Raw genomic sequence first — 21140 nt, 5'->3', positions numbered from 1 at the left:
CGCGCGCGCCGGCGCGCGAAGCTGACCGAGATTCTTCACCACGGAGCCGATAGTCAACATGTCCGTCGATTTGAGTCTTATAGAGCGAAGCGCGTGCGAAGTCGTCGATTTGCTGCGCGAAGAGGCCGTGAGTCCGCACGATCTGCTCGACACGCTGGCCGCGCAGGTGGCGCGTGTCGAACCGCAGGTGAACGCGCTGCCCACGCTGTGTTTCGAACGCGCGCATGCGCATGCCGACGCGCTGCTGAAAAAGCCGGTTGCCGAGCGTGGGGTGTTGTGCGGCTTGCCGGTGCCGATCAAGGATCTGACGGACGTGGCCGGCGTAAGGACCACGCGCGGCTCGCTGGTGTATCGCGACCGTGTGCCGGAAACGTCTGATAACGGCGTGACGTTGCTCGAAGCGCGCGGCGGAGTGGTCTACGCGAAGTCCAATACACCGGAGTTCGGCTCGGGTGGGCATACGTATAACAGCGTGTTCGGCATCACGCGCAATCCGTGGGATCTGTCGCGCTCGGCGGGCGGCTCGTCGGGCGGCGCGGCCGCCGCGTTGGCGTCGCGCACCGCGTGGGTCGCGCAGGGTTCCGATCTGGCGGGCTCGCTGCGTACGCCTTCGGCGTTCTGCGGGGTGGTCGGTTTGCGTCCCACGCCGGGACGCGTGTCGTATGGTCCGGTTGCCAATCCGTACGACACGCTCGGCATTCATGGGCCGATGGCGCGCAATGTGACCGACGTGGCCTTGCTGCTCGACGCGATGTGTGGGGAAATCGACGGCGCGCCGTTGTCGGTGAGCGAACCGGCAAGCTCGTTTCTGACGCATGCGCGCAGGCCGCAACGTCCCGCGCGGGTCGCGTTCAGCGAAGGGCTTGGCATCGCGACTGTCGAGCCGGAGATTCTGTCGATTTGCCGCCGTGCCATGGACCGGCTCGCCGCATCCGGCGTCGGCGTGGATGACAGCGATATCGATCTGAGCGGTGCGAAAGAGGCGTTCCACACGCTGCGTGGTCTCGCCTACGCGACGAATTACGAGGACGTGCTCGCGCAGCATCGCGACGTGCTGAACCCCAACGTGGTCTGGAACATCGAGTTCGGTCTGCAACAGGACAACCGCGCGATGCTGTCGGCGCAGCGTACGCGCAGCCAGTTGTTCTACAAGCTGAACGCGCTGCTGCAACGGTATGACGTGCTGATCTGTCCGGCTTCGATCGTGCTGCCGTTTCCGGTCGAGGCGCGCGACATACGCGATGCGGTCGGCCAGCATTTCGACACCTACATCGACTGGCTCGCGATCACCTACGCGTTGACGCTCACCGGCATGCCGGTGCTGGCGATTCCGTGTGGGATGAGCGCGAACGGCCTGCCCGTCGGGATTCAGATCGTCGGCAAACCGCGTGGCGAGGCGGCGTTGCTGTCGGCGGCGCGGGCGATTGAAGACACCATCGGCACGTGGGCCACCGGCACGCCGCAAGCCTTCTGAAAGTCCACCCGGTAGTCTCTCCGACTGCTTGACCCGGCGTGGCGGCGTTCGCCGCCACGTCCGCTGTCGTCTCCTCACTCCCTCCGCAATCCCCCTTAGTCCGTCCGGACGATGCCCATGCACGTCGAATCGCCGTCAATGGCGGTATGCGCCGTCAGGGCGCTGCGTCGATCGTCATACATCACACACGACGACGCGAAGCGGCAGCCGCCCAGGCCGCCGACAGAGGGAGACACGCATGACAGCAGGAGGGCTGCAAATGAAATCCAGAGTTCAGCGGGATGGGCTGATTGCCGGTTTGCTGGTGGCGATCGGCGTGATCGGCGTATCCGTGCGGCAGCTTTATGCGTGCGCGTGGAGCGACGAGTTTCCCGGCATGGTGTGCACGGCGGGCTCGTCGTTGTCGCTGTTTCTCGGGATCACCGGCATTGCCGCGCTGGCCGGGCGAATCTGGGCGCGTCGCTCGGGCGCCGATGAGCAGTGCTTCACCTTCCTCGGGGCGGTAGGTGGCGCGGCGGTGGTGTTCGCGATGGTGGTAAGCGGGTTCTAGCGACGGGCCCGGTGACGGGCCTGTAGGCGCGTGGAAACAGGTGCCGCGACGGCGGGCGTGAAGTGGTCATCGAGCCACCCGCGAGGACCGCGCGGCAATCACGCGGCAATTCACACGACAATTCACGCCGCAATTCACGCGACGATCGCCGGATGCGCCTGCACCGGCCCGCCCAGCGCTTCACGATGCGAAGGCGGCTGCCGACCGTCCAGATCGGTGATGCCGTACTCGTGCGCCAGCTCCGCGCCGACCAGCACCATGCCGGACTTGCTCATCCGCTGCGGATCCCGATACAGCGCATCGATCAGACGCCCCGTGAATTGCGGCGTTTCCGCGAGTTCGCTGAAGCCCGCGTATTGCTCGGGATTGGCAGCGATCACGCGCGCGGTGCGCTCGGTTTGCAGCATGCCCATCCAGATCGAGACGGCGGCCACGTCGTACGGTTTCAGGTCGACGGCCATGTCTTTGGCGAATTTATCGACGCCGACTTTCTGCGCGCCGTACGCCGCGCCGTGCATATAGCAGCTCGCACCGAACGACGACGTGAACGCGATCAGTCCGTCGCCTTGCGCGGCCATCATCCGCGCGGCGTGCCAGCTTGCGACATAAGCGGAGCGCAAACCGACGTCGAGAATATCGACCAGATCGAGCGGCTTCTCCCAGAACGGCGCGGGACGAATCAGCTCGTCGTGCAGGACGGTCGCGTTGTTGACGAGAATATCCAGCCGCCCGCTCGCCTGACGGATGTACTCGAAGACTTCGGCGACTTGTGCGTCGTCGGCATGATCGCAGGTCAGGGCGATGCCGTTGCCGCCCAGCCGGTCGATTTCGATCGCGGTGGCGTGTACCGTGCCGGGCAACGGCGCATCGCCTTCCCGCTGCGTGCGGCCGGTGACGTAGACGGTCGCGCCGGTGGCGGCGAGTGCAAGAGCGATGCCCTTGCCGGCGCCGCGCGACGCGCCGGTGACGAGCGCGACGTAGGGTTGATTGCGTTGAGTGATTGCTTGAGGCTTAGCTTGAGTCATGGGCGGTTCGTCAGGAAGTGGCCTGGCGTTCGTACGAAGCGGCTTGCGGTTGCGCACGCAACGATGCGCTCGGTGCAACTGGCGAGTTGCCACGCGGCGCGGAATATGCGCGGGCCGGCGGCGCGGCCGTCGCGAAGTCGAACGCGTGCGGATTGTCGGGATCGGCTTCGCCAAGCGGAATGAACGCCATGATTTCGAGTTCGTGCCCCGACAGCGCCGGCAATCTGAACGGACTCGACAACACGTTCAGGCGACGCACGCCGAGGTCGCGCAAAATCTGCGAGCCGATTCCCGAAAGCCGTCCGTCCTGACGTGTTGCCGTGCCGGGATTGCGCTGGCCGACGCCCGCATCCGCGGGCATATCGCAATTGAGCAGCACCGCCACGCCGCAACCGGCCGCGTCGATTTTTTGTAGCGCCGCGTGCAGCGGCCACGAATGTGCGGACGGTTCTGCATCGAGCAGATCGAGCAGCGAGAAGCACTCATGCACCCGCGTCAGCACCGGCACGTCGGGCGAAGGTTCGCCGCGCACCAGCGCGAGATGCGTGGACGCGCGCACGGTATCGCGATACTGGATCGCGCGAAACGGTCCCCACGGCGTGTGCAGCGGCCGCTCGCCGACGCGTTCCACGAGCGATTCGTTGACGCCGCGATAGTGGATCAGATCGGCGATGGTGCCGATTTTCAGCCCATGGCGCGTGGCGAATTCGATCAGTTGCGGCAGGCGCGCCATCGTGCCGTCGTCGTTCATGATTTCGCAGATCACCGCGGCGGGCGTCAAACCGGCCAGCGCCGTGAGATCGCAACCGGCCTCGGTGTGGCCGGCGCGCACCAGCACGCCGCCCGGCCGCGCCGCGATCGGAAAGACGTGGCCCGGCTGCACCAGATGTTCGGCGCGTACGTCGGCGTGAATCGCGGTGCGGATCGTATGCGCGCGGTCGGCGGCGGAGATGCCGGTGGTGACGCCGTGCGCCGCCTCGATGCTGATCGTGAAGGCGGTGCCGTATCGCGTGCCGTTCTGTTTGGCCATCGGCGCGAGTTTCAGGCGCTCGCAATGCTCGGCGCTGAGCGTCAGGCAAACGAGGCCGCGTCCGAAGCGCGCCATGAAATTGATCGCTTCGGGCGTGACGTGGTCGGCGGCGATCAGCAGGTCGCCTTCGTTTTCACGGTCTTCCTCGTCGACCAGAATGATCATGCGGCCGGCTTTGAGTTCGGCGACGATTTCGTCGGTGGTGGCCAGTTTCATTGGTGTGATCCCGTGCTGGGGTGAAGAGGGGAAGTGGCGCGCGAGTGCTTTCATTAACGCACGCCGGAGCCGAAAACAGGCGAACGTCGGTCGAAAAACGCGTCGATGCCTTCGCGGAAATCGTCGCCGGCCGCGCAGTGCAGGAAGCTGCGTTGCTCCGCGTAAAGATGGTCGGCGAAGCTGCGTTGCGGCGCGTGCAGCAGCAGGTCTTTGGTTTGCGCGAACGCATCCGGGGCAAGCGCGCCCATGCGCTCCAGCAGCGAACGCGTCTGCTCGGCGAGCCGATCGTCGGGCACGACCCAGTTGACGAGACCGGCGCGCAACGCTTCGTCGGCGCTATGACGCTCGTCGAGATACAGCCATTGCGCGGCTTGCCGTGCGCCGAGCGCTCGCGGCAGCGTATAGGTGACGCCGCCGTCGGGCGAGCTGCCGATACGGCCGTACGCCGAGGTGAAGGTGGCGCGCTGCGCCGCGATCGCGAGATCGCACGCCGCGACGAGGCTCAGACCGAAGCCCGCGACCGCGCCGTTCACACTCGCGATCACCGGTTTGCGCGAAGCGGCGATGGCCTCGACCGCGCTCTGCGCGAGCCGCACGAGTTTGCCGATCGCACGGTCGCGAATCGCCGGCTTCTCGTCGAGAGCGTCGCGCAGGCTGTGCAGGTCGCCGCCCGCCATGAAGGCGTGGCCGGCGCCGGTCAGCACGATCGCGCGAATGTCGTCGTGATGCGCGAGCCGCGCGAGCTTGGCGTTCAGTTCGATTGCCATCGCTTCGTTGAGGGCGTTCAACGCGTCGGGGCGGTCGAACGTGAGCGTCGCGATGCCGTCTTCGGCCGCGAGGCGGATCAATGCAGTCATGTCGTGTCGGGTTAGCGGAGTCGGAAAGGCTCGGCGTGCAGCGCGTGGCGCAACGCGTGCGTTGCCGCCGTGAGCGCGTGGTCGGCGGCGTCGAGTACGCCGAGCAGGCTCGCGAAACCATGAATCTGGCCGGGCCAGCGTACGTGCGTGGTCAGCACGCCCGCTTGCGCGAGCCGTGCCGCGTAATGCTCGGCTTCGTCGTGCAGCGGGTCGTATTCGGCGCTGATGATGGTGGCGCTCGCCACGCCGCGCAGATCGTCGGCGGCGAGCGGGCTGGCGAGCGGATCGGCACGCTGGGCGGGGTTCGCGGCCGGGCCGAAATACTGGTCCTTGAACCAGCGCATCTGGTCCGCACTCAGGAAGTAGCCGTCGCCCTTCGATTCGTATGACGGATGTTCGGTTGCGCAATCAACGACCGGGTAAAGCAGCAGTTGGTGCGCAATCACCGCACCGCCAGCCGCACCGTCATGACGCAACTGTTGCGCGACCACCGCGGCGAGATTGCCGCCGGCGCTGTCGCCGGCAACCGCCAACGCGCCCGGTCGCACGCGCAGATCCGCTGAGTTGGCGGCGGCCCAGCGCACGGCGTCGAGCGCATCGTGCACGGCGGCGGGGAAAGGTGCTTCAGGCGCGAGCCGGTAATCGACCGACAGCACGACCGTTTGCGCCCGCTGCGCCAGACAGCGGCAAATGTTGGCGTGCGTATCGAGCCCGCACGAAACGAAGCCGCCGCCGTGGAAAAACACGGTGAGCGGCAGCAGCGCGTTGGTGTCGCCGCCGCCAATCACGGGCCGATAAACGCGCGCGGCAACCGACCCGTGCGCGGTGGGAATCAGCAGGTCTTGTTCCGCGGCGATCGCGTCGCCGGGTGCAAAACCGCCGCCCGCGGCGAGGATCGCGCGATAAGCCGGCGCCGTGAGTTGCGTGAAATCGAGCGCGGGCATGCCGGCGAACGCGGCGAGCAGGGCTTGCGCCTGGGGATCGAGCGCCATCGGGTCTCCTTGGAATGGTGCAACAGCGGCTATGGCGGGTATTAGAAAACGCGCGTGCGCCCCGCGAAAACGCGAGCGGCGACGCATCGGACACGACACTGAATGCATTGAAGCGCGGCGCTCCGGCGGGGGCATCGTCCGATTGGACGAGAGTTCGTTCGCACGCTCTGCGAAACTTTCCCCGGCTAAGTACTTCCCCCGATGCCAGCGAACGGAGCGGCCCGTAAGCTTGGCGTCGCGATGTCAGGTCGCATGGAGGACGGAGCGTGTTGATGGAGACAAAATGGGCCCCTGAAGAGGGCCAGGCCGCGAGCGAATTGCCGGACATGAACGTCGCGCAATTCAGCGAGCTTGCCGCGCGTATTTATCAGGGACCGCTTGAAAGCACCCCTTGGGCCAGCGCGCTCGAACTGATTCGCACCTCACTCGGCGCGAGCTACGTGACGCTGATCCTGCGTTCGCCTTCGAGCGACCGGCGCGGACTGATGGTGCATGCGTCGGAAATCGGTCCGGGCGTGCCGGGCGAAGCGTCGTACAACAACTACTACTATTCGCTCGATCCGTTCGTCGGGTTGCCCGCCGATCGCGTGGTGACCGTCGACGAAGTATTCGGCGACACCGGCTGGCTCACCAGCGAGCTGTACAAGCAGTTCCTGAAGCCCGCCGATATCCGCTACATCATGGGCGCGGATCTGCGGACGGAATCGGGCGTGGAATGCCGCTTCCGGGTGTGCCGCAAGCACAGCGCGACGCATTTTTCGGCCCGCGACAAGGCGTTCTGCGCGTTGTTGCTGCCGCATTTGCGCCGCGCGGTCGAATTGCATTCGCGGCTCGATATCGTCGAATCGGAGCGCACGCTGTACGCGAGCGCGATCGACCGGATGCTGGTGGGCACGGTCACGCTCGACGAAAGCGGCGCGATCATGCGCACCAATAGCGTGGCCGACGAAATCCTCGCGCAAGGCAACGGGCTGCGCATTACGCACGGCAATGTCGAGGCGACGGACGCGCAGGAGAACCGCAATCTGCAACGCCTCGTGCGTCATGCGCTGATGGGGCACTTCGGCACCGCCGCGCCGATCGTGGAAGCGATGCCGATCACGCGTGGTTGCGACAAGCCGAAACTCGGCGTACTGGTGCGGACTATTCCGCTGTCGGACTGGTCCGAAGACAACAAACGGCGGCCGGCGACCGTGCTGTTTTTGCGCGATCCCGATCGCAAGTCGCAGGGCTCGCAGGAGATCGTGCGCAAGCTGTTCGACCTCACGCCGGCGGAGACGTCGCTGGCTTTGCTGTTGACCAACGGTTTGACGCTTGAAGAAGCGGCCGACGAGTTGGGGATCAGCAAGAACACCGCACGCGCGCATTTGCGGGCGATTTTTTCCAAGACCGGCGTGACCCGTCAGGCCACGCTCGTGCGGATTCTGCTGGGCAGCGTGGTGCCGCTGGGTTAAAGACGAAAGACTAAAGACTCACGCGTTTCTGCGACAACACTAGTAGCGCGCCGTTTTTATCTTCCAGCACGGCGCGCAATTCATGCGGACCTTGCTGCACCGGCACGCGCACCGAAGCCCCCGCCGCGACGACGCGCGCCATCGCCGCGTACAGGTCGTCGTTTTCTTCCACGCGAAACACCAGCGCGGGGCGCTCGACGATCCGTTCCTCGCCCGCGATCAGGGCAACCGTCAGCCCCACGCCATCGAGCGCGCAATAGCGCTCGCCGTCACGGAATTTCACCGCCAGTCCCAACCCGTCGACAAAGAGCGGCAGTGCCGCGTCGATCGAGTCGACCGGGTACAGCATTATCGAAGCCTTCATTGCAGGGCACTCCCATTGTTGAGCGTTGTCGTTCGCGTGGTTTTTTGATTGACCGCGATTCGATCGTAGCGCCGCGCGCACGCGTCGCACGAGGTCCAATCGGACTAGCCGCCATGCAAAAAACAGCCTTAAAAGCGGGCTGAAATACGCGCCAACAAAAACTTCCCCGCCAAACCCCCGCCGTTAATCCAAACAGACGATGCCGGCAAGCACGCGCGATCTGAAACTGCGTTTCGTGGACCGTCGCGATTCTGAGCCGGTTCAGCGCCGGATCGCGGGCGGACCGCCCGATTCAGCACAGTCCAAAATTCATGGAGACGCACGCAATGAAGTTTTCTCTGATTTACGAAGCCCAGACCACGGACGCTTCGCGGGAAGGCGATCACCGGGTATTCAAGGAGACCGTCGAGCAGGCCCTGCTTGCCGAGCAGATGGGTTTCGACACCGTCTGGTGCGTCGAACACACGTCGCTGACCAACTACGCGCACATGAGCGCGCCGGAAACCTTCCTCGCGTATCTGGCCGGCCGCACCACTCGCATCGGCCTCGGCCACGGCGTGATCTGCCTGCCGCCCGCGATGAACCATCCGATCAAGGTAGCCGAACGCGTTGCGATGCTGGACATTCTGTCCGGTGGCCGCGTGCATTTCGGCGTCGGCAAGGGCGGCAGCCAGCAGGAGGCCGGCGCGTTCGGCTACGACCTCGCTGAACTGCAGCCGATGATTGACGAATCGATGTACCTCGTGCCGAAGATGTTTGTGCAGGACGAGATCGAGCACGACGGCAAATACATCAAGATCCCGAAACGGCCGATTCACCCGAAGCCGTATCAGGATCCGCATCCGCCGATGTACATGGCGTGCACCAACAACGACGGCCTGCTGCGCGCCGGACAACGCGGCCTCGGCGCGCTGGTGCTGGGCTTCGGCGGTCCTGACGAAGTGGCAAAGAAAAACGCGCTGTATCGTGAAGCGTGGGCCACCCGCAAAGCGGAAGACCAGGTCGGCTTCCGCCCGACCCAACATCTGGCCGCGCTGTGCCCGGCGGTGGTGATGAACGACGGCCAGCAGGCGCGCAAGATCGGCATTCGCGGCCAACGCTATTTCATGGAATCGCTCGCTTACTGGTACACGGGCGGCGAGCGCCCCGACCCGTCGAGCTGGGGCGACGACCTCGTGAAGGGCAACACCGGCGAAATGGTGATCCGCTCGCGCTTCGCGTCGGAAGAGGTGGTGGTCGATTTCAGCGACCCGGCACTCTCGATGATGAACCCGAATCACGCGTACGGCACGGTGGACGATTGCATCGGCTACGTGGGCCGTTTGATGGAAGCGGGTGTGGACGAAGTGTTGTTCCTGTGCCAGATGGGCACCGTGCCGCAGGAAGCGCAGCTCGAAACGATCCGCAATATCGGCGAGCACGTGATCCCTTACTTCAATCGCCTCAAGGCGGACAAGCAAGCCAGAGCCCAAGCCGTCGCCTGACGCAACGCAAGGCGTGAACCGGCCGCGCGCGTGCCGCTAGTCTCTTCAGACGATGCGACGCGCCGGCCGGCCCTCGAAGATGAACCCAACAGAACAAGCGCGAACCCTCTCGCGCGTGAGACGTGAGACCGGAGTCGGCACCATCGGACCGGAGCAAGCGCCAGAGCGCTCACTCGGGTCGACACGCTAACCCGGATCGACAGGAGACAGCCGTGCATCGAGACAACGATTCGAACCCCCTTGCAGCCGAACTGATTGCCCGCGCCGAAGCCCTCGCGCCGGTGCTGGCCGGGCGCGCCGCGCAGGCCGAGGCCAATGGCCGCATTCCCGCCGAAACGGTGGCCGATTTTCAGGCGGCCGGGTTGTTCAAGGTATTGCAGCCCAAGCGCCATGGCGGCTACGAACTCGATCCGCAAACCTTCTTCGACATTCAGATGGCGGTGGCGCGCGGCTGCATGTCGAGCGCGTGGGTGTACGGCGTGGTCGGCGTGCATAACTGGCAGCTCGCGCTGTTCGACGAACGCGCGCAGCAGGACGTGTGGGGCGACGACCCGAGCACGCTAATCGCCTCGACGTATATGCCGGTGGGTCGCGTCACGCCGGTTGAAGGCGGCTTCCGCCTGTCGGGTCACTGGAAATTTTCCAGCGGCAGCGAACTGTGCGACTGGGTGTTTCTCGGCGCGCTGGTGCCGCCCGCAAAAGATGGCGAGCCGCCCGAATACCGCACGTTTTTACTGCCCAAAAGCGATTACACGATCCAGCAGGACTGGGACGTGCTTGGCTTGCGCGCGACCGGCAGCCACGACATTGTCGTGAACGATGTGTTCGTGCCGGACTACCGCACGCACAAAGCGATCGACGGCATGATGGGCACGAGCCCGGGTCTCGCGGTGAACGACGCGGCGCTGTTTCATCTGCCGTTCGCGCAGATTTTCGTGCGGGCGGTTTGCACGGCCTGTATCGGGGCATTGCAAGGCGCGCTCGACGATTTCACCGGCTACGCCGCCACCCGCGTGAGCGCCAACAGCGGCGCGAAAACGACCGACGACACCGGCGCGCAAACCGCGTGCGCCAATGCGTCGGTCGCGATCGACGAAATGAAGGTGCTGCTCAAGCGCAACTTCGCGGAGCTGATGGCGGCGGCCAACGGTGGCCCTGAAGTGTCGATCGAGCGTCGCGTGCTGTTCCGCTATCAATCCGCCCAGGTGGCCGAACGCTGCGCGCAAGCGGCCAATTCGCTGCTGCGTTACGCGGGCGGCAACGGCATCTACCACCGCAATCCGCTGGTACGGCGTTTTCTCGATCTGCATGCGGCGCGCGCGCACTATGCGAACAATCTCGACCGGTTCGGACAGAACCTCGGCGCGGTGATGCTGGGGCGCCCGAACACCGACTTCTTCGTCTGACGGGCGCCGCCATGAGCGACCAGCAAACGCAGACTCAGGTGTTCGATGTCGTGATAGTGGGTTCCGGCGCGGGCGGCATGCTGGCCGCCTGCCGCGCGGCAGATCGCGGTCTCTCGGCGGTCGTGCTCGAAAAGAGCGACGTGTATGGCGGCACGACGGCGGTGTCGGGCGGCGGCATCTGGATTCCGTGCAATCACCATATCGCCGAACTCGGCGCGACCGATACGCGCGCAGCGGCGCGTATGTATCTCGACGCCTGCACGCAAGGCGCGACAGCCAGCGACAAGCTCGACGCCTATCTCGACATCGCGCCGGAGATGCTGCGCTATGTCGAGGCGAATACGCCCGTACGCTACGAGTCGCTGCCGAAATACGCCGACTACTTTCAGCATCTGCCGGGCTCGATGCCGGGTTATCGCGCGCTCGATCCGTTGCCGGTCGACGGCGCGTCGCTCGGCGCCGAATTCGCGCGGCTGCGGCTGCCTTCGCCGGGCACGCTGATCGGTGGACGCGTGGCGGTGACATCGAAAGAAGCCCATGTGCTGCTGTCGAAGGCGCCGGGTTATATCGGCCTCGCGTTGAAGCAGTTCGGCCGCTACTGGTTCGATATCGGTTCGCGGATGCGCTCGCGGCGCGACCGTCGTCTGACGCTGGGCAATGCATTGGCCGGTGGATTGCGCCGGGCGTTGCTCGACCGCAAGGTGCCGCTGTGGCTGAATGCGCCGATGCGCGAATTGCTCGAAGCCGACGGACGCGTGACAGGTGTCGTGATCGAACGCGACGGCCGGGCCGTGCGGGTGCTGGCCAGACGCGGCGTGATTCTCGCGGCGGGCGGCTTCGAACGGAATCAGGCGATGCGCGAGCGCTATCTGCCGCATCCGACGCAAGCGCATTGGAGCGCCACGCCGCCCAACAATACCGGCGACGCCATCGCGGCAGGCCTGCAACTCGGCGCACGCATCGCGCTGATGGAGCACGTGTGGGGTGCGCCGACTGTCCATGTGGATCGCGAGGAAAAGCAGCGTGCGCTGTTCGTGGAGCGCAATCTGCCGGGCTGCGTGATCGTCAACGGTCGCGGCAAGCGCTTCGTCAACGAAGCGGCGCCGTATTCGGAGTTCGTGCCCGCGATGTATCGGGATCACGCGCAAACGGGCGCCTGCGTACCCGCGTGGATGGTGTTCGACGCGCGCTTTCGCCGCAACTATCCGTGCGGGCCGATCATGCCGGGATCGATGATGCCCGACTCGCGGATTCCCGCGGCGTTTCGCTCGCTGCTGTACAAGGCCGACTCGCTGGACGCACTGGCCGCGCTGATCGGCGTGAACGCACAAGGCTTGGGCGACACCGTGGCGAACATGAATCGCTACGCCGCCAGCGGCGTGGATGAAGAGTTCGCCAAAGGCGGCAACGCGTTCGACACCTACTACGGCGACCCGAGCGTCAAACCGAACCCCTGTCTCGCACCGCTCGACACCGGCCCGTTCTACGCGGTGCGCGTCGATGCGGGCGACATCGGCACGAAAGGCGGCCTGCTCACCGACGCGTTCGCCCGTGTGCTGCGCGAGGACGCGTCGCCGATTGCCGGTCTCTATGCGATCGGCAACACCAGCGCGTCGATGATGGGCGCGAGTTATCCGGGCGCGGGCTCGACGCTCGGCCCGGCGATGACCTTCGGCTACATCGCCGCCAATCATCTCGCCGACGACACAGCCGGCACGAACACCGAGGCCAACGCCGAACTTCGCGGAGTCACACCATGACCGAACTCAATGCCCACCCGCTGCGCGCCGACATGCTGCTCGCCATGCGCCGTCTCGCGCGCTCGGTTGCCGTCATCAGTTGCAGCGACGGCGAACGCCGCTATTCGATGTCGGCCACGGCGGTCGATTCGTTGTCGACGGAACCGCCTTCGTTGCTGATCTGTATCAACCGTAATTCGTCGATCTTTCCGCCGCTCGATCAGGGCGCGGCGTTTTGCGTGAACGTGCTGTCGGCGCAGCATCAGCACATCGCGATCGACTGCAGCGGCCGCCTGAAAGGCGAGGAGCGTTTCAGCACCGGCGACTGGCAACGCTCGGCGAACGGCGTGCCGTTTCTGCTCGACGCGCAGGCCAGTTTGATCTGCACGCAGGACGGCCGCTTCGACTACGGCACGCACGCGATTTTCATCGGCCGCGTGGAGCAGGTGCTGATCAGCGGCGAGGTTGATCCGCTGGTGTACGTGGATGGCGTCTATACGACCGCCTCGACGCCCGTGCGTTGCGCGACGGCTTGAACGAGGCACGTCGCGCCATGCACGAATCCTCGATTGCCCGGCAGGACTTCGCGACACCGGTGGAAGCGCCGCTCGTCGTCGACGATGCCGCGCTGATGCGCTGGGACGACGTGTGCGACGTGCTGATCGCGGGCTTCGGCGCAACCGGTGCTTGCGCCGCGCTCGAAGCGGCGGCGGCCGGCGCGAACGTTCGCATTGTCGAGCGCTTCGAAGGCGGCGGCGCGAGCGCGAAAAGCGGCGGCGTGGTGTACGCGGGCGGCGGCACGCGTTATCAAAACGAAGCGGGCTACAGCGATACGCCCGAAGCGATGTTCGCGTATCTGCAGCAGGAAGTGGGCGAGGCCGTGTCAGCCGCGACGCTTCAACGCTTTTGCGCGGGCAGTGCCGACATGCTGCGCTGGCTCGAACGCCTCGGCGTGCGATTCGGTGCGTCGGTGCCGCCGCGCAAGACGTCGTATCCGCGGAATCGCTACTACCTTTACTACTCCGGTAATGAGGCGGTCGGCGATGTGGCGCGCGCACATTCGCCCGCGCCGCGCGGCCACCGCGTGGTCGGCGACGGCATGTCGGGCCGCGTGCTGTACGACACGCTGCGTCGCGCGGTGGATACGCAGCCGTTCATCGACACGATGTGCCACGCCAGCGTGCGCCGCCTCGTGACCGATCGTGGCGGCCGCGTGATCGGCGCACAGGTCTGGCAGATCGCGCCGGGTCGGGCGCAGCGCGCACATAAGCGGCTCGCGCGGTGGGCCGAACGTTTGCATAACGGTATGCCGGCGTGGGCGGATCGCTTGCGCGCCGCGTTGCATCGCATCGAACTGCGTGAAAGCCGGCTCATCACGATCAAGGCCGACGCGGTGATTCTCAGCACCGGCGGCTTCATCTTCAATCGTTCGATGATCGCGCGCCACGCGCCGCGTTATCTGCCGAACTGGCGGCTTGGCGCAACCGGCTGCGATGGCGCGGGCATCCGGCTCGGCGTGTCGGCGGGCGGCGTGGCGACGCGGCTCGAACGGGTGTCGGCATGGCGCTTCATCAATCCGCCGTATGCGTGGGCGCAGGGCTGCGTGGTGGATCGTCGCGGCGCGCGCTTTTGCAACGAGGAAGTCTATGGCGCGGCGCTCGGCCACGCGATGTGCGAAACCCGCGACGGCCACGCGTGGTTGATTCTCGACGCGCGCCTCGTCAAGCATGCGTTGCACGAATGCCGGCGCGGCAAGCTGTGGGCATTTCAAAGCGTGCCCGCGATGCTGCTGATGCTCGCCGGCCGCAAGCGCGCCACGTCGCTGGACGAACTTGCCGACCGTATGGGCTGCGATCCGGCGGTGTTGAAGCAAACCGTCGCCGCCTACAACGTGGCCGCGGAGAGCGGTGTCGATCGCGAGTTCGGCAAATCCGCCGCCATGTTGCAGCCGCTCGCGCGCGGTCCTTTCTACGCGATCGATATTTCGTCGGACAGCCGCATTTTCCCGTGCCCGTCGATCACGCTCGGCGGTTTGCGAGTCGATGAAACGAGCAACGCGGTGCTGTCGGCGCAAGGCGAACCGGTCGCGGGTCTGTTTGCCGCCGGCCGTGCCGCGTGCGGACTGGCATCGAATCATTACGTGAGCGGCCTCTCGCTCGCGGACTGTATCTGGTCCGGCCGCCAGGCGGGCCGGGCCGCAGCGGGCGTGGTTCTCGCGAATCGCGCCCATTCCCTGACTGAAACTGACTGACACTGAAAGAGAGAACGAAGATGGGAGACAGACTCAAAGGCAAGATCGCCGTCGTGACGGGTGCGGCGAGCGGCGTCGGCAAACAGGACGCGCTGCTGTTCGCGCGCGAAGGCGCGCGCGTCGTGCTGACCGACGTCAACGAGGAAGCGGGCCGCGCGGTGGCGGCTGAAATCGGCGACGCGGCGCGTTTCGTGCGTCACGACATCACGTCGGAAGCGGGTTGGAACGATGTGTTCGGCGCTGCGCAAAGCAGTTTCGGCACGCCGGACGTGCTGGTCAACAACGCCGCCGTGCTGTTGCTCGGCAGCATTGAAGACACCACGCTCGAACAGTGGCAGAACGTACTGCGCATCAACGCGGAAGGCTACTTTCTCGGCTGCCGCGCGGCGGTGAAGGCGATGAAGGAGAAGGGCGGCTCGATCGTGAATATGTCGTCGGTGGCGGCATTGGGCGGGCTCGGCGCGTTCTGCGCGTATTCGGCCAGCAAGGGCGCGGTCACCGCGATGACGCGTGCGATCGCCGCGCATTGCAAGACCCAGGGCTACAAGGTTCGCTGCAACACGATCCACCCCGACGGCATTCTCACGCCGATGACCGCGCCGTTCTTCGGTTCGGCCGAAGGCACGCGCGACGCGCTGACGCAATCCATCGATCCGCAGGCGCGCATGTGCTTGCCGGAAGACATCGCGAATCTGGTGCTATTCCTCGCTTCTGACGAATCGCGCTTCATCAACGGCAGCGAGTATCGGATCGATAACGCGCAGCTCATCATGGGCGTGGCCTGAGTTCGCCCGCCATGGCTGATGCGCGTTTTCACCGGCTCAAAGTGGCGGACGTGATCGCGGAGAGCGCCGACGCGCGCTCTTTCGTGTTCGATCTGCCGCAGACGTTGCGCGAGGTGTTCAGCTATCGCCCGGGGCAATTTCTGACGCTCAAGGTGCCGTGCGCCGACGCAAATCTGCAGCGTTGCTATTCGCTGTCGAGCGCACCGGGTATCGACCTCGCGCCGAAGATCACCATCAAGCGGGTGCGCGACGGCCGCGTGTCGAACTGGATGTGCGACCGCGTGCAGCCTGGCGACGAACTCGACGTGATGGCGCCGGCGGGCGTCTTCACGCCGCGTTCGCTCGACGGCGACCTGCTGCTGTTCGCGGGCGGCAGCGGCATCACGCCGGTGCTGTCCATCCTGAAGTCGGCGCTGGTGAACGGGCGCGGCACGCTGACGCTGATCTACGCGAACCGCGACGCACAGTCGGTGATTTTCGCCGACGAGCTGCGGCAACTCGGGCAGCGGCACGCGGGACGTTTGCGCGTGATTCACTGGCTCGATAGCGTGCAGGGGATTCCGCAGCAGCGTCATCTGGAAGAACTGGCCCGGCCGTGGAGCAGGCAGGAATGCTTGATCTGCGGACCGGCGTTGTTTATGGAGAACGCGTTGGCGGCGATGTTGGCGCTCGGCTTGCCGCGTGCGAAGGTGCATGTGGAGCGGTTTGTTTCGCTGCCGGATTTGCCGGATTTGCCGGGAGCCGAGCGCGGCGTCACGGCCGCTGCGACGTTGCGCACGGCAGCGGCGCTGGGCGACGCGGCGGGTGCCTCCGACACAGCGATCGGCACCTCCACCGCCAGCGAAACCACGGCCTCGATCGAAACCCAACTCGACGGCGCCACCTTTCACCTCACCAGCGAGCCCGGCGAAACCCTGCTCGACGCGATGCTGCGCGCCGACGTCCCCGCGCCGAACTCGTGCCGCAGCGGCTTGTGCGGCGCCTGCATGTGCCGGGTCGTCGCCGGCAGCGTGACCCTGAACGCCAACCACGTGCTCGACGCGGCGGATCTCGCCGACGGCTGGACCCTCGCGTGCAGCGCGACCCCCGCCAGCGCGACGCTGCGCGTGGCCTTTCCCGACTAGGTTCGCGGCGCGTTGGCGCGCCGTTCATGCGTGCGCGTGCCGCGAACCCTCCTCATCGAATTCATCATGACGCTCAACCACATTCTGACGACGCCCGCGTTGATCGCGCACGGCGCCGCGCGCCACGGCACGCGCACCGCGATCGAAACGGCGCAGGGCAACCTCAGCTACGCGCAACTCGACGCCGCGCGCATCGCGGCGGCGCGCGCGCTGATCGGCTGCGGTATCCAGCCGGGCGAGCGGGTCGCGATCTGGGCGCCGAACGTGGCGTCATGGATCGTCGCGGCGCTGGCGATTCATAGCGCGGGCGCGGCGCTGGTGCCGATCAACACGCGTATGAAAGGCCTTGAAGCCGGCGCGATTCTCGAAGACAGCGGCGCGCGGCTGCTGTTCTGCTGCGGCACCTTCCTCGGCGACTCGTATCCGGCCATGCTGGCGCCGCACCGTCCCGCGTCGCTGGAGCGGATCGTCGTGTTCGACGGGGACATGGAGCACCGCGCGAGCGAGCATCACGGCCGCGACGAAACCTGGGACGCGTTTCTGCTGCGCGCGGCCGGCACGTCGATGGAAACCTTCCGCAGCCGCGAAGCGACGGTGCGCCCCGATACGCTGATGGACATCATGTTCACGTCCGGCACCACGGGCCGCCCGAAAGGCGTGATGACCACGCATGGCCAGAATCTGCGCGCGGTCCACGACTGGGCGCAAATCGCGACGCTGCGCGGCAGCGACCGCTATCTGATCGTCAATCCGTTCTTTCATGCGTTCGGTTACAAGGCCGGCTGGCTCGCGGCGCTGGCGAGCGGCGCGACGGTGTTGCCGCATCTGGTGTTCAACCCGGAGCGTGTGCTCGAACGGATCGTACGCGACAAGGTGTCGGTATTGCCGGGACCGCCCACGCTGTACCACGCGTTGCTCGACATGCCGGATCTGGCCGCGCGCGATCTGTCGTCGCTGAGGGTCGCGGTGACCGGCGCCGCGGCGATCGCGCCGAGCCTGATCGAAAGGATGCGCGCGCAACTGGGTTTCGACACGGTGCTGACGGGTTACGGCCTCACGGAATCGTGTGGATTCGCGGCGCTGTGCCGACGCGGCGACGACGCGCAAACCGTTGCGCACACCTCCGGCCGCGCGATGCCGGGCGTCGAAATCCGGATCGCCGATAGCAACGGCGCGGCGCTTGCGGCCGGTGAAACCGGCGAAGTGCAGATTCGCGGCTACAACGTGATGCAAGGCTATTTCGGCCAGCGCGAAAGCGTCAACGACACCGTCGACGCCGACGGCTGGCTGCACACCGGCGACCTCGGCACGCTCGACGTCAACGGTTATCTGCGCATTACGGATCGCATCAAGGACATGTTTATCGTCGGCGGCTTCAACTGCTATCCGGCCGAGATCGAGCGGCTGTTCAGCGGGCATCCCGCCGTCGCGCAGGTGGCGCTGATCGGCGTGCCCGACGAGCGGCTCGGCGAAGTCGGACACGCTTTTGTCGTGCTGCGCGCGGGCGAGCAGGCGAGCGTCGAGGAACTGACCGAGTGGGCGCGCAGGAATATGGCGAACTACAAGGTGCCGCGCTTTCTGTCGCTGGTCGAGCGTTTGCCGGTCAGCGCGGCCGGTAAGGTGCTCAAGTACCGTCTGCGCGAAGGGGCCGGACGCGACGCCGTAAACGATGCGGCTAAGCACGCCCCAACCCCCGAAAACAGCGCCGCTAGCTAGTCCCAACAGACGATGTAACGCCGCCCCCGCAGCGCCAGAATAAGCCTGACAACAACAGCTTCTGGAGGAGTCGGAGATGATCGAAGTGCGGGCTTTAGGCTACGTCGTCGTGCAGTCGGCCACGGCCGACAGATGGCGCGATTACGCCGAAAACGTGCTGGGCATGCAGACGCAGGACGCCGCGAACGGCGCGCTGTATCTGAAAATGGATGAGCGCGATTTCCGCTATCTGATCGTGCCCGGCGACACCGATCGCTACTTCGCGTCCGGCTGGGAACTGGCCGACGCCGCGGCGCTCGACAACGCGATCCGCACGCTCGAATTGTGCGGCGTGGAAGCGGTTCGCGCGAGCGCCGAGGAGATCGCGCTGCGCCGCGTGCAGGCGATGGTGTGGTGTGTCGATCCGTCCGGCAACCGGCACGAGTTTTTCTGGGGCGTGCGCGCCGATTTCCGGCGCTTCGTATCGCCGCTCGGCGTGCCGGGTTTCGTTACCGGCGCGATGGGTTTGGGGCACACGGTGCTGCCCGCGCCGCAATTCGACGCCACCGATTCGTTCATGCGCAACGTCATGGGCTTCGAGCTCTCGGACATCTTCCGCGTGCGTTTCACCGACGACCCCGCCGAGCCCGAAAAGCGCATCCACTTTCTGCATTGCAAGAACGCACGTCACCACAGCCTCGCGATCATGGAGATGGCGGTGCCGTCGGGCTGCATTCACGTGATGGCCGAAGTCGATTCCATGGACGAAGTGGGCCGCGCGCTGGACCGGGTCGCCGCGCAAGGCGTGAAGCTTTCCGCGACGCTCGGCCGCCATTGCAACGACCACATGGTTTCGTTCTACATGAAGACGCCGGGCGGCTTCGATCTGGAGTACGGCTACGGCGGGCTGACAGTCGACTGGGCGCAGCACAGCGTCTACGAAGCGACCCGTGTGAGCCTGTGGGGACATGACTTCAGCGTGGGGTTCCGCTAGACCGATATGAAAACACTCGACAAACAACTCGGCGCGCGCGACGTGGTCGCGCAACTCGCCGACGGCATGACGATCGGTATCGGTGGATGGGGGCCGCGCCGCAAACCGATGGCGCTGGTGCGCGAAATCGTCCGCTCGGATCTGAAAGACCTGACGGTGGTCGCCTATGGCGGACCCGACGTCGGCCTGCTGTGCGCGGCGGGCAAAGTGCGCAAGGTGGTGTTCGGCTTCGTGTCGCTCGACGTGATTCCGCTCGAACCGCATTTTCGCCGGGCGCGCGAAACCGGCGCGATCGACGTGCTGGAACTCGACGAAGGTCTGCTGCAACTCGGCCTGCGCGCAGCCGCCGCGCGTTTGCCGTTTCTGCCGACGCGCGTCGGGCTCGGCACCGATCTGCTCAAGCACGCGCCGCATTGGCGCACGGTGCAGTCGCCGTACGGTGGCGAGACCTTGCTCGCGATGCCCGCGCTGGAACTCGACGCCGCGCTGCTGCACGTGAACGTGGCGGACAAGCTGGGCAACACGCGGATCGACGGTCCGGATCCTTTCTTCGACGCATGGTTCGCGCGGGCGGCGGCGAAATGCTTCGTCAGCAGCGAGACAGTGGTCGATTCGCTCGCGAGCGGCGACCTCGATCTCGCGCGCCGCAATACCTTCGAACGCTCGCTCGTGAGCGGCGTGGTGCACGCGCCGTGCGGGGCGCATCCGACTTCGTGCGCGCCGGCTTACGGCTGGGATCTGCCGCATCTGAAGACCTATTGCGCGAGCGCCGAGGATGCGACGCAAACGGCGGCCTATGTGCGCGACGTGGTGGGCACCGACGAACCAGGCTATCTGCAACGCGCGGGCGGCCGGTCCCATGTGGCGGCTTTGCCGTTGCCGATTCTGTAATGGAGCGCAAATGAGCGACTCTCTCGATTATTCCCTCGCGGAACTGATGATTACCGCCGCCGCGCGTGTCTGGCGCGACGACGGCGAAGTGCTGGCCACGGGTATTGGTACCGGCCCGCGCCTCGCGGCGGGTCTCGCGCGTCTGGCCTATAACGCCGGCTTGATGCTGACCGACGGCGAGGCCTATCTGGTCGAAAACCCGGTGCCGCTCGGACCGCGCGACGCGGGCTATCGCGTCGAGGCAAGCGGATTGATGACTTACGAGCGGGTGTTCGATTGCGTGTGGCATGGCAAGCGTCACGCGCTGGTCATGCCGACGCAGATCGATCGCTTCGGTCAGGCCAACATTTCGTGGCTCGGCGGCGACTACGCGCGCCCGAAAACGCAATTGCTCGGCGCGCGCGGTTTCCCCGGCAACAGCATCAATCACGCGAATTCGTTTTTTGTCAGTGGGCACGGCAAACGCACGTTCGTGGCCGGTGAAGTGGACATGGTGTGCAGCGTGGGCTACAACCCGGCGCGTGAAATTCCCGGCATGCGTGCGTTCACCGATCTGCGCAGCGTGATTACCGATCTGTGCGTGATGGATTTCGGCGGTGCGGATCACGCGGTACAGGTGCGTTCACTGCATCCCGGCGTGAGCTTCGACGAAGTGCAGGAACTGACGGGCTTCGCGCTGCTCGCGCATCCCGAGATGCAGGTGACGCCGCCGCCCAGCGCGGACGATCTGCGCATCGTACGCGCGCTCGACCCCCACAACCTGCGCGCGAGCGTCGTGCGCAATAACCCCGCGCCACGCGGCGTCTGAG

18 protein-coding genes and 1 pseudogene are annotated in these 21140 nt (G+C 65.9%); 14 read left to right on the top strand and 5 right to left on the bottom strand.

From position 1 onward, the window contains the following. The first annotated feature begins 58 nt into the window (after positions 1 to 58). Both B0G83_RS18340 and B0G83_RS18335 read left to right on the top strand, forming a co-directional pair. Complete coding sequence (locus B0G83_RS18340; RefSeq protein WP_105508787.1) at positions 59 to 1474, top strand: amidase; 1416 nt, start codon at positions 59 to 61, stop codon at positions 1472 to 1474. Positions 1475 to 1733: 259 nt separating this feature from the next. Next, positions 1734 to 2024 carry a hypothetical protein gene (locus tag B0G83_RS18335; protein ID WP_035555733.1) on the top strand — a complete coding sequence of 97 codons (291 nt, stop codon included), beginning with the start codon at positions 1734 to 1736 and terminating at the stop codon, positions 2022 to 2024. Positions 2025 to 2158: 134 nt separating this feature from the next. Here B0G83_RS18335 and B0G83_RS18330 read toward each other — a convergent pair whose 3' ends face one another. The 4 genes and pseudogenes from B0G83_RS18330 to B0G83_RS18315 form a co-directional block, all read right to left on the bottom strand. Continuing rightward, positions 2159 to 3049, bottom strand: coding sequence for an SDR family NAD(P)-dependent oxidoreductase (locus B0G83_RS18330; protein WP_374954919.1), 891 nt, complete (start codon positions 3047 to 3049; stop codon positions 2159 to 2161). Positions 3050 to 3200: 151 nt separating this feature from the next. Continuing rightward, positions 3201 to 4295: pseudogene (ribBA, locus tag B0G83_RS18325) on the bottom strand (bifunctional 3,4-dihydroxy-2-butanone-4-phosphate synthase/GTP cyclohydrolase II); the annotation flags it as partial. Positions 4296 to 4348: 53 nt separating this feature from the next. Beyond that, complete coding sequence (locus tag B0G83_RS18320) at positions 4349 to 5152, bottom strand: enoyl-CoA hydratase/isomerase family protein (protein WP_105508784.1); 804 nt, start codon at positions 5150 to 5152, stop codon at positions 4349 to 4351. An 11-nt stretch (positions 5153 to 5163) separates the two neighbouring features. Then, positions 5164 to 6144, bottom strand: coding sequence for an alpha/beta hydrolase (locus B0G83_RS18315; protein ID WP_105508783.1), 981 nt, complete (start codon positions 6142 to 6144; stop codon positions 5164 to 5166). Positions 6145 to 6416: 272 nt separating this feature from the next. Here B0G83_RS18315 and B0G83_RS18310 point away from each other — a divergent pair, with 272 nt between their 5' ends. Continuing rightward, positions 6417 to 7598: a helix-turn-helix transcriptional regulator gene (locus B0G83_RS18310; RefSeq protein ID WP_105508782.1), complete on the top strand. Its 1182-nt coding sequence runs from the start codon at positions 6417 to 6419 to the stop codon at positions 7596 to 7598. Between the two features lie 10 nt (positions 7599 to 7608). On the opposite strand, the gene B0G83_RS18305 is transcribed toward B0G83_RS18310, so the two are convergent. Further along, positions 7609 to 7962 (bottom strand): VOC family protein, encoded by a 354-nt coding sequence (locus tag B0G83_RS18305; RefSeq protein WP_105508781.1) that lies wholly within the window; start codon positions 7960 to 7962, stop codon positions 7609 to 7611. A 326-nt stretch (positions 7963 to 8288) separates the two neighbouring features. Here B0G83_RS18305 and B0G83_RS18300 point away from each other — a divergent pair, with 326 nt between their 5' ends. The 11 genes from B0G83_RS18300 to B0G83_RS18250 all read left to right on the top strand — a co-directional run bounded on the left by B0G83_RS18300 (position 8289) and on the right by B0G83_RS18250 (position 21139). Next, the gene (locus B0G83_RS18300; RefSeq protein ID WP_105508945.1) at positions 8289 to 9446 is read left to right on the top strand and encodes an LLM class flavin-dependent oxidoreductase; all 1158 of its coding nucleotides are present in this window, start codon (positions 8289 to 8291) and stop codon (positions 9444 to 9446) included. Between the two features lie 212 nt (positions 9447 to 9658). Then, complete coding sequence (locus B0G83_RS18295) at positions 9659 to 10852, top strand: flavin-dependent monooxygenase (RefSeq protein ID WP_105508780.1); 1194 nt, start codon at positions 9659 to 9661, stop codon at positions 10850 to 10852. A gap of 11 nt (positions 10853 to 10863) precedes the next feature. Then, complete coding sequence (locus tag B0G83_RS18290; RefSeq protein WP_105508779.1) at positions 10864 to 12612, top strand: FAD-dependent oxidoreductase; 1749 nt, start codon at positions 10864 to 10866, stop codon at positions 12610 to 12612. Further along, positions 12609 to 13127, top strand: a complete 519-nt coding sequence (locus B0G83_RS18285) for a flavin reductase family protein (protein ID WP_105508778.1) — start codon at positions 12609 to 12611, stop codon at positions 13125 to 13127. The genes B0G83_RS18290 and B0G83_RS18285 overlap by 4 nt, the downstream gene beginning before the upstream one ends. 17 nt (positions 13128 to 13144) lie before the next feature. Beyond that, positions 13145 to 14842 (top strand): FAD-binding protein, encoded by a 1698-nt coding sequence (locus tag B0G83_RS18280; RefSeq protein WP_105508944.1) that lies wholly within the window; start codon positions 13145 to 13147, stop codon positions 14840 to 14842. Positions 14843 to 14862: 20 nt separating this feature from the next. Continuing rightward, on the top strand, positions 14863 to 15627 hold the full coding sequence (locus B0G83_RS18275; protein ID WP_105508777.1) for an SDR family oxidoreductase: 765 nt from the start codon (positions 14863 to 14865) through the stop codon (positions 15625 to 15627). An 11-nt stretch (positions 15628 to 15638) separates the two neighbouring features. Next, the gene (locus tag B0G83_RS18270; RefSeq protein ID WP_105508776.1) at positions 15639 to 16751 is read left to right on the top strand and encodes a ferredoxin--NADP reductase; all 1113 of its coding nucleotides are present in this window, start codon (positions 15639 to 15641) and stop codon (positions 16749 to 16751) included. Between the two features lie 66 nt (positions 16752 to 16817). Beyond that, complete coding sequence (locus B0G83_RS18265; protein ID WP_105508943.1) at positions 16818 to 18467, top strand: FadD3 family acyl-CoA ligase; 1650 nt, start codon at positions 16818 to 16820, stop codon at positions 18465 to 18467. Positions 18468 to 18543: 76 nt separating this feature from the next. Continuing rightward, complete coding sequence (locus B0G83_RS18260) at positions 18544 to 19440, top strand: VOC family protein (RefSeq protein WP_105508775.1); 897 nt, start codon at positions 18544 to 18546, stop codon at positions 19438 to 19440. Between the two features lie 6 nt (positions 19441 to 19446). Beyond that, positions 19447 to 20331: a CoA transferase subunit A gene (locus tag B0G83_RS18255; protein WP_105508774.1), complete on the top strand. Its 885-nt coding sequence runs from the start codon at positions 19447 to 19449 to the stop codon at positions 20329 to 20331. A 10-nt stretch (positions 20332 to 20341) separates the two neighbouring features. Next, complete coding sequence (locus B0G83_RS18250) at positions 20342 to 21139, top strand: CoA-transferase subunit beta (protein WP_105508773.1); 798 nt, start codon at positions 20342 to 20344, stop codon at positions 21137 to 21139. The last annotated feature ends 1 nt before the right edge of the window (position 21140 follow it).

The organism is Paraburkholderia sp. BL21I4N1, assembly GCF_002973525.1.
Lineage (GTDB): Bacteria > Pseudomonadota > Gammaproteobacteria > Burkholderiales > Burkholderiaceae > Paraburkholderia.
Note: the sequence above shows the minus strand (reverse complement) of the source record. Positions and strands in the feature narration are given on the sequence as shown.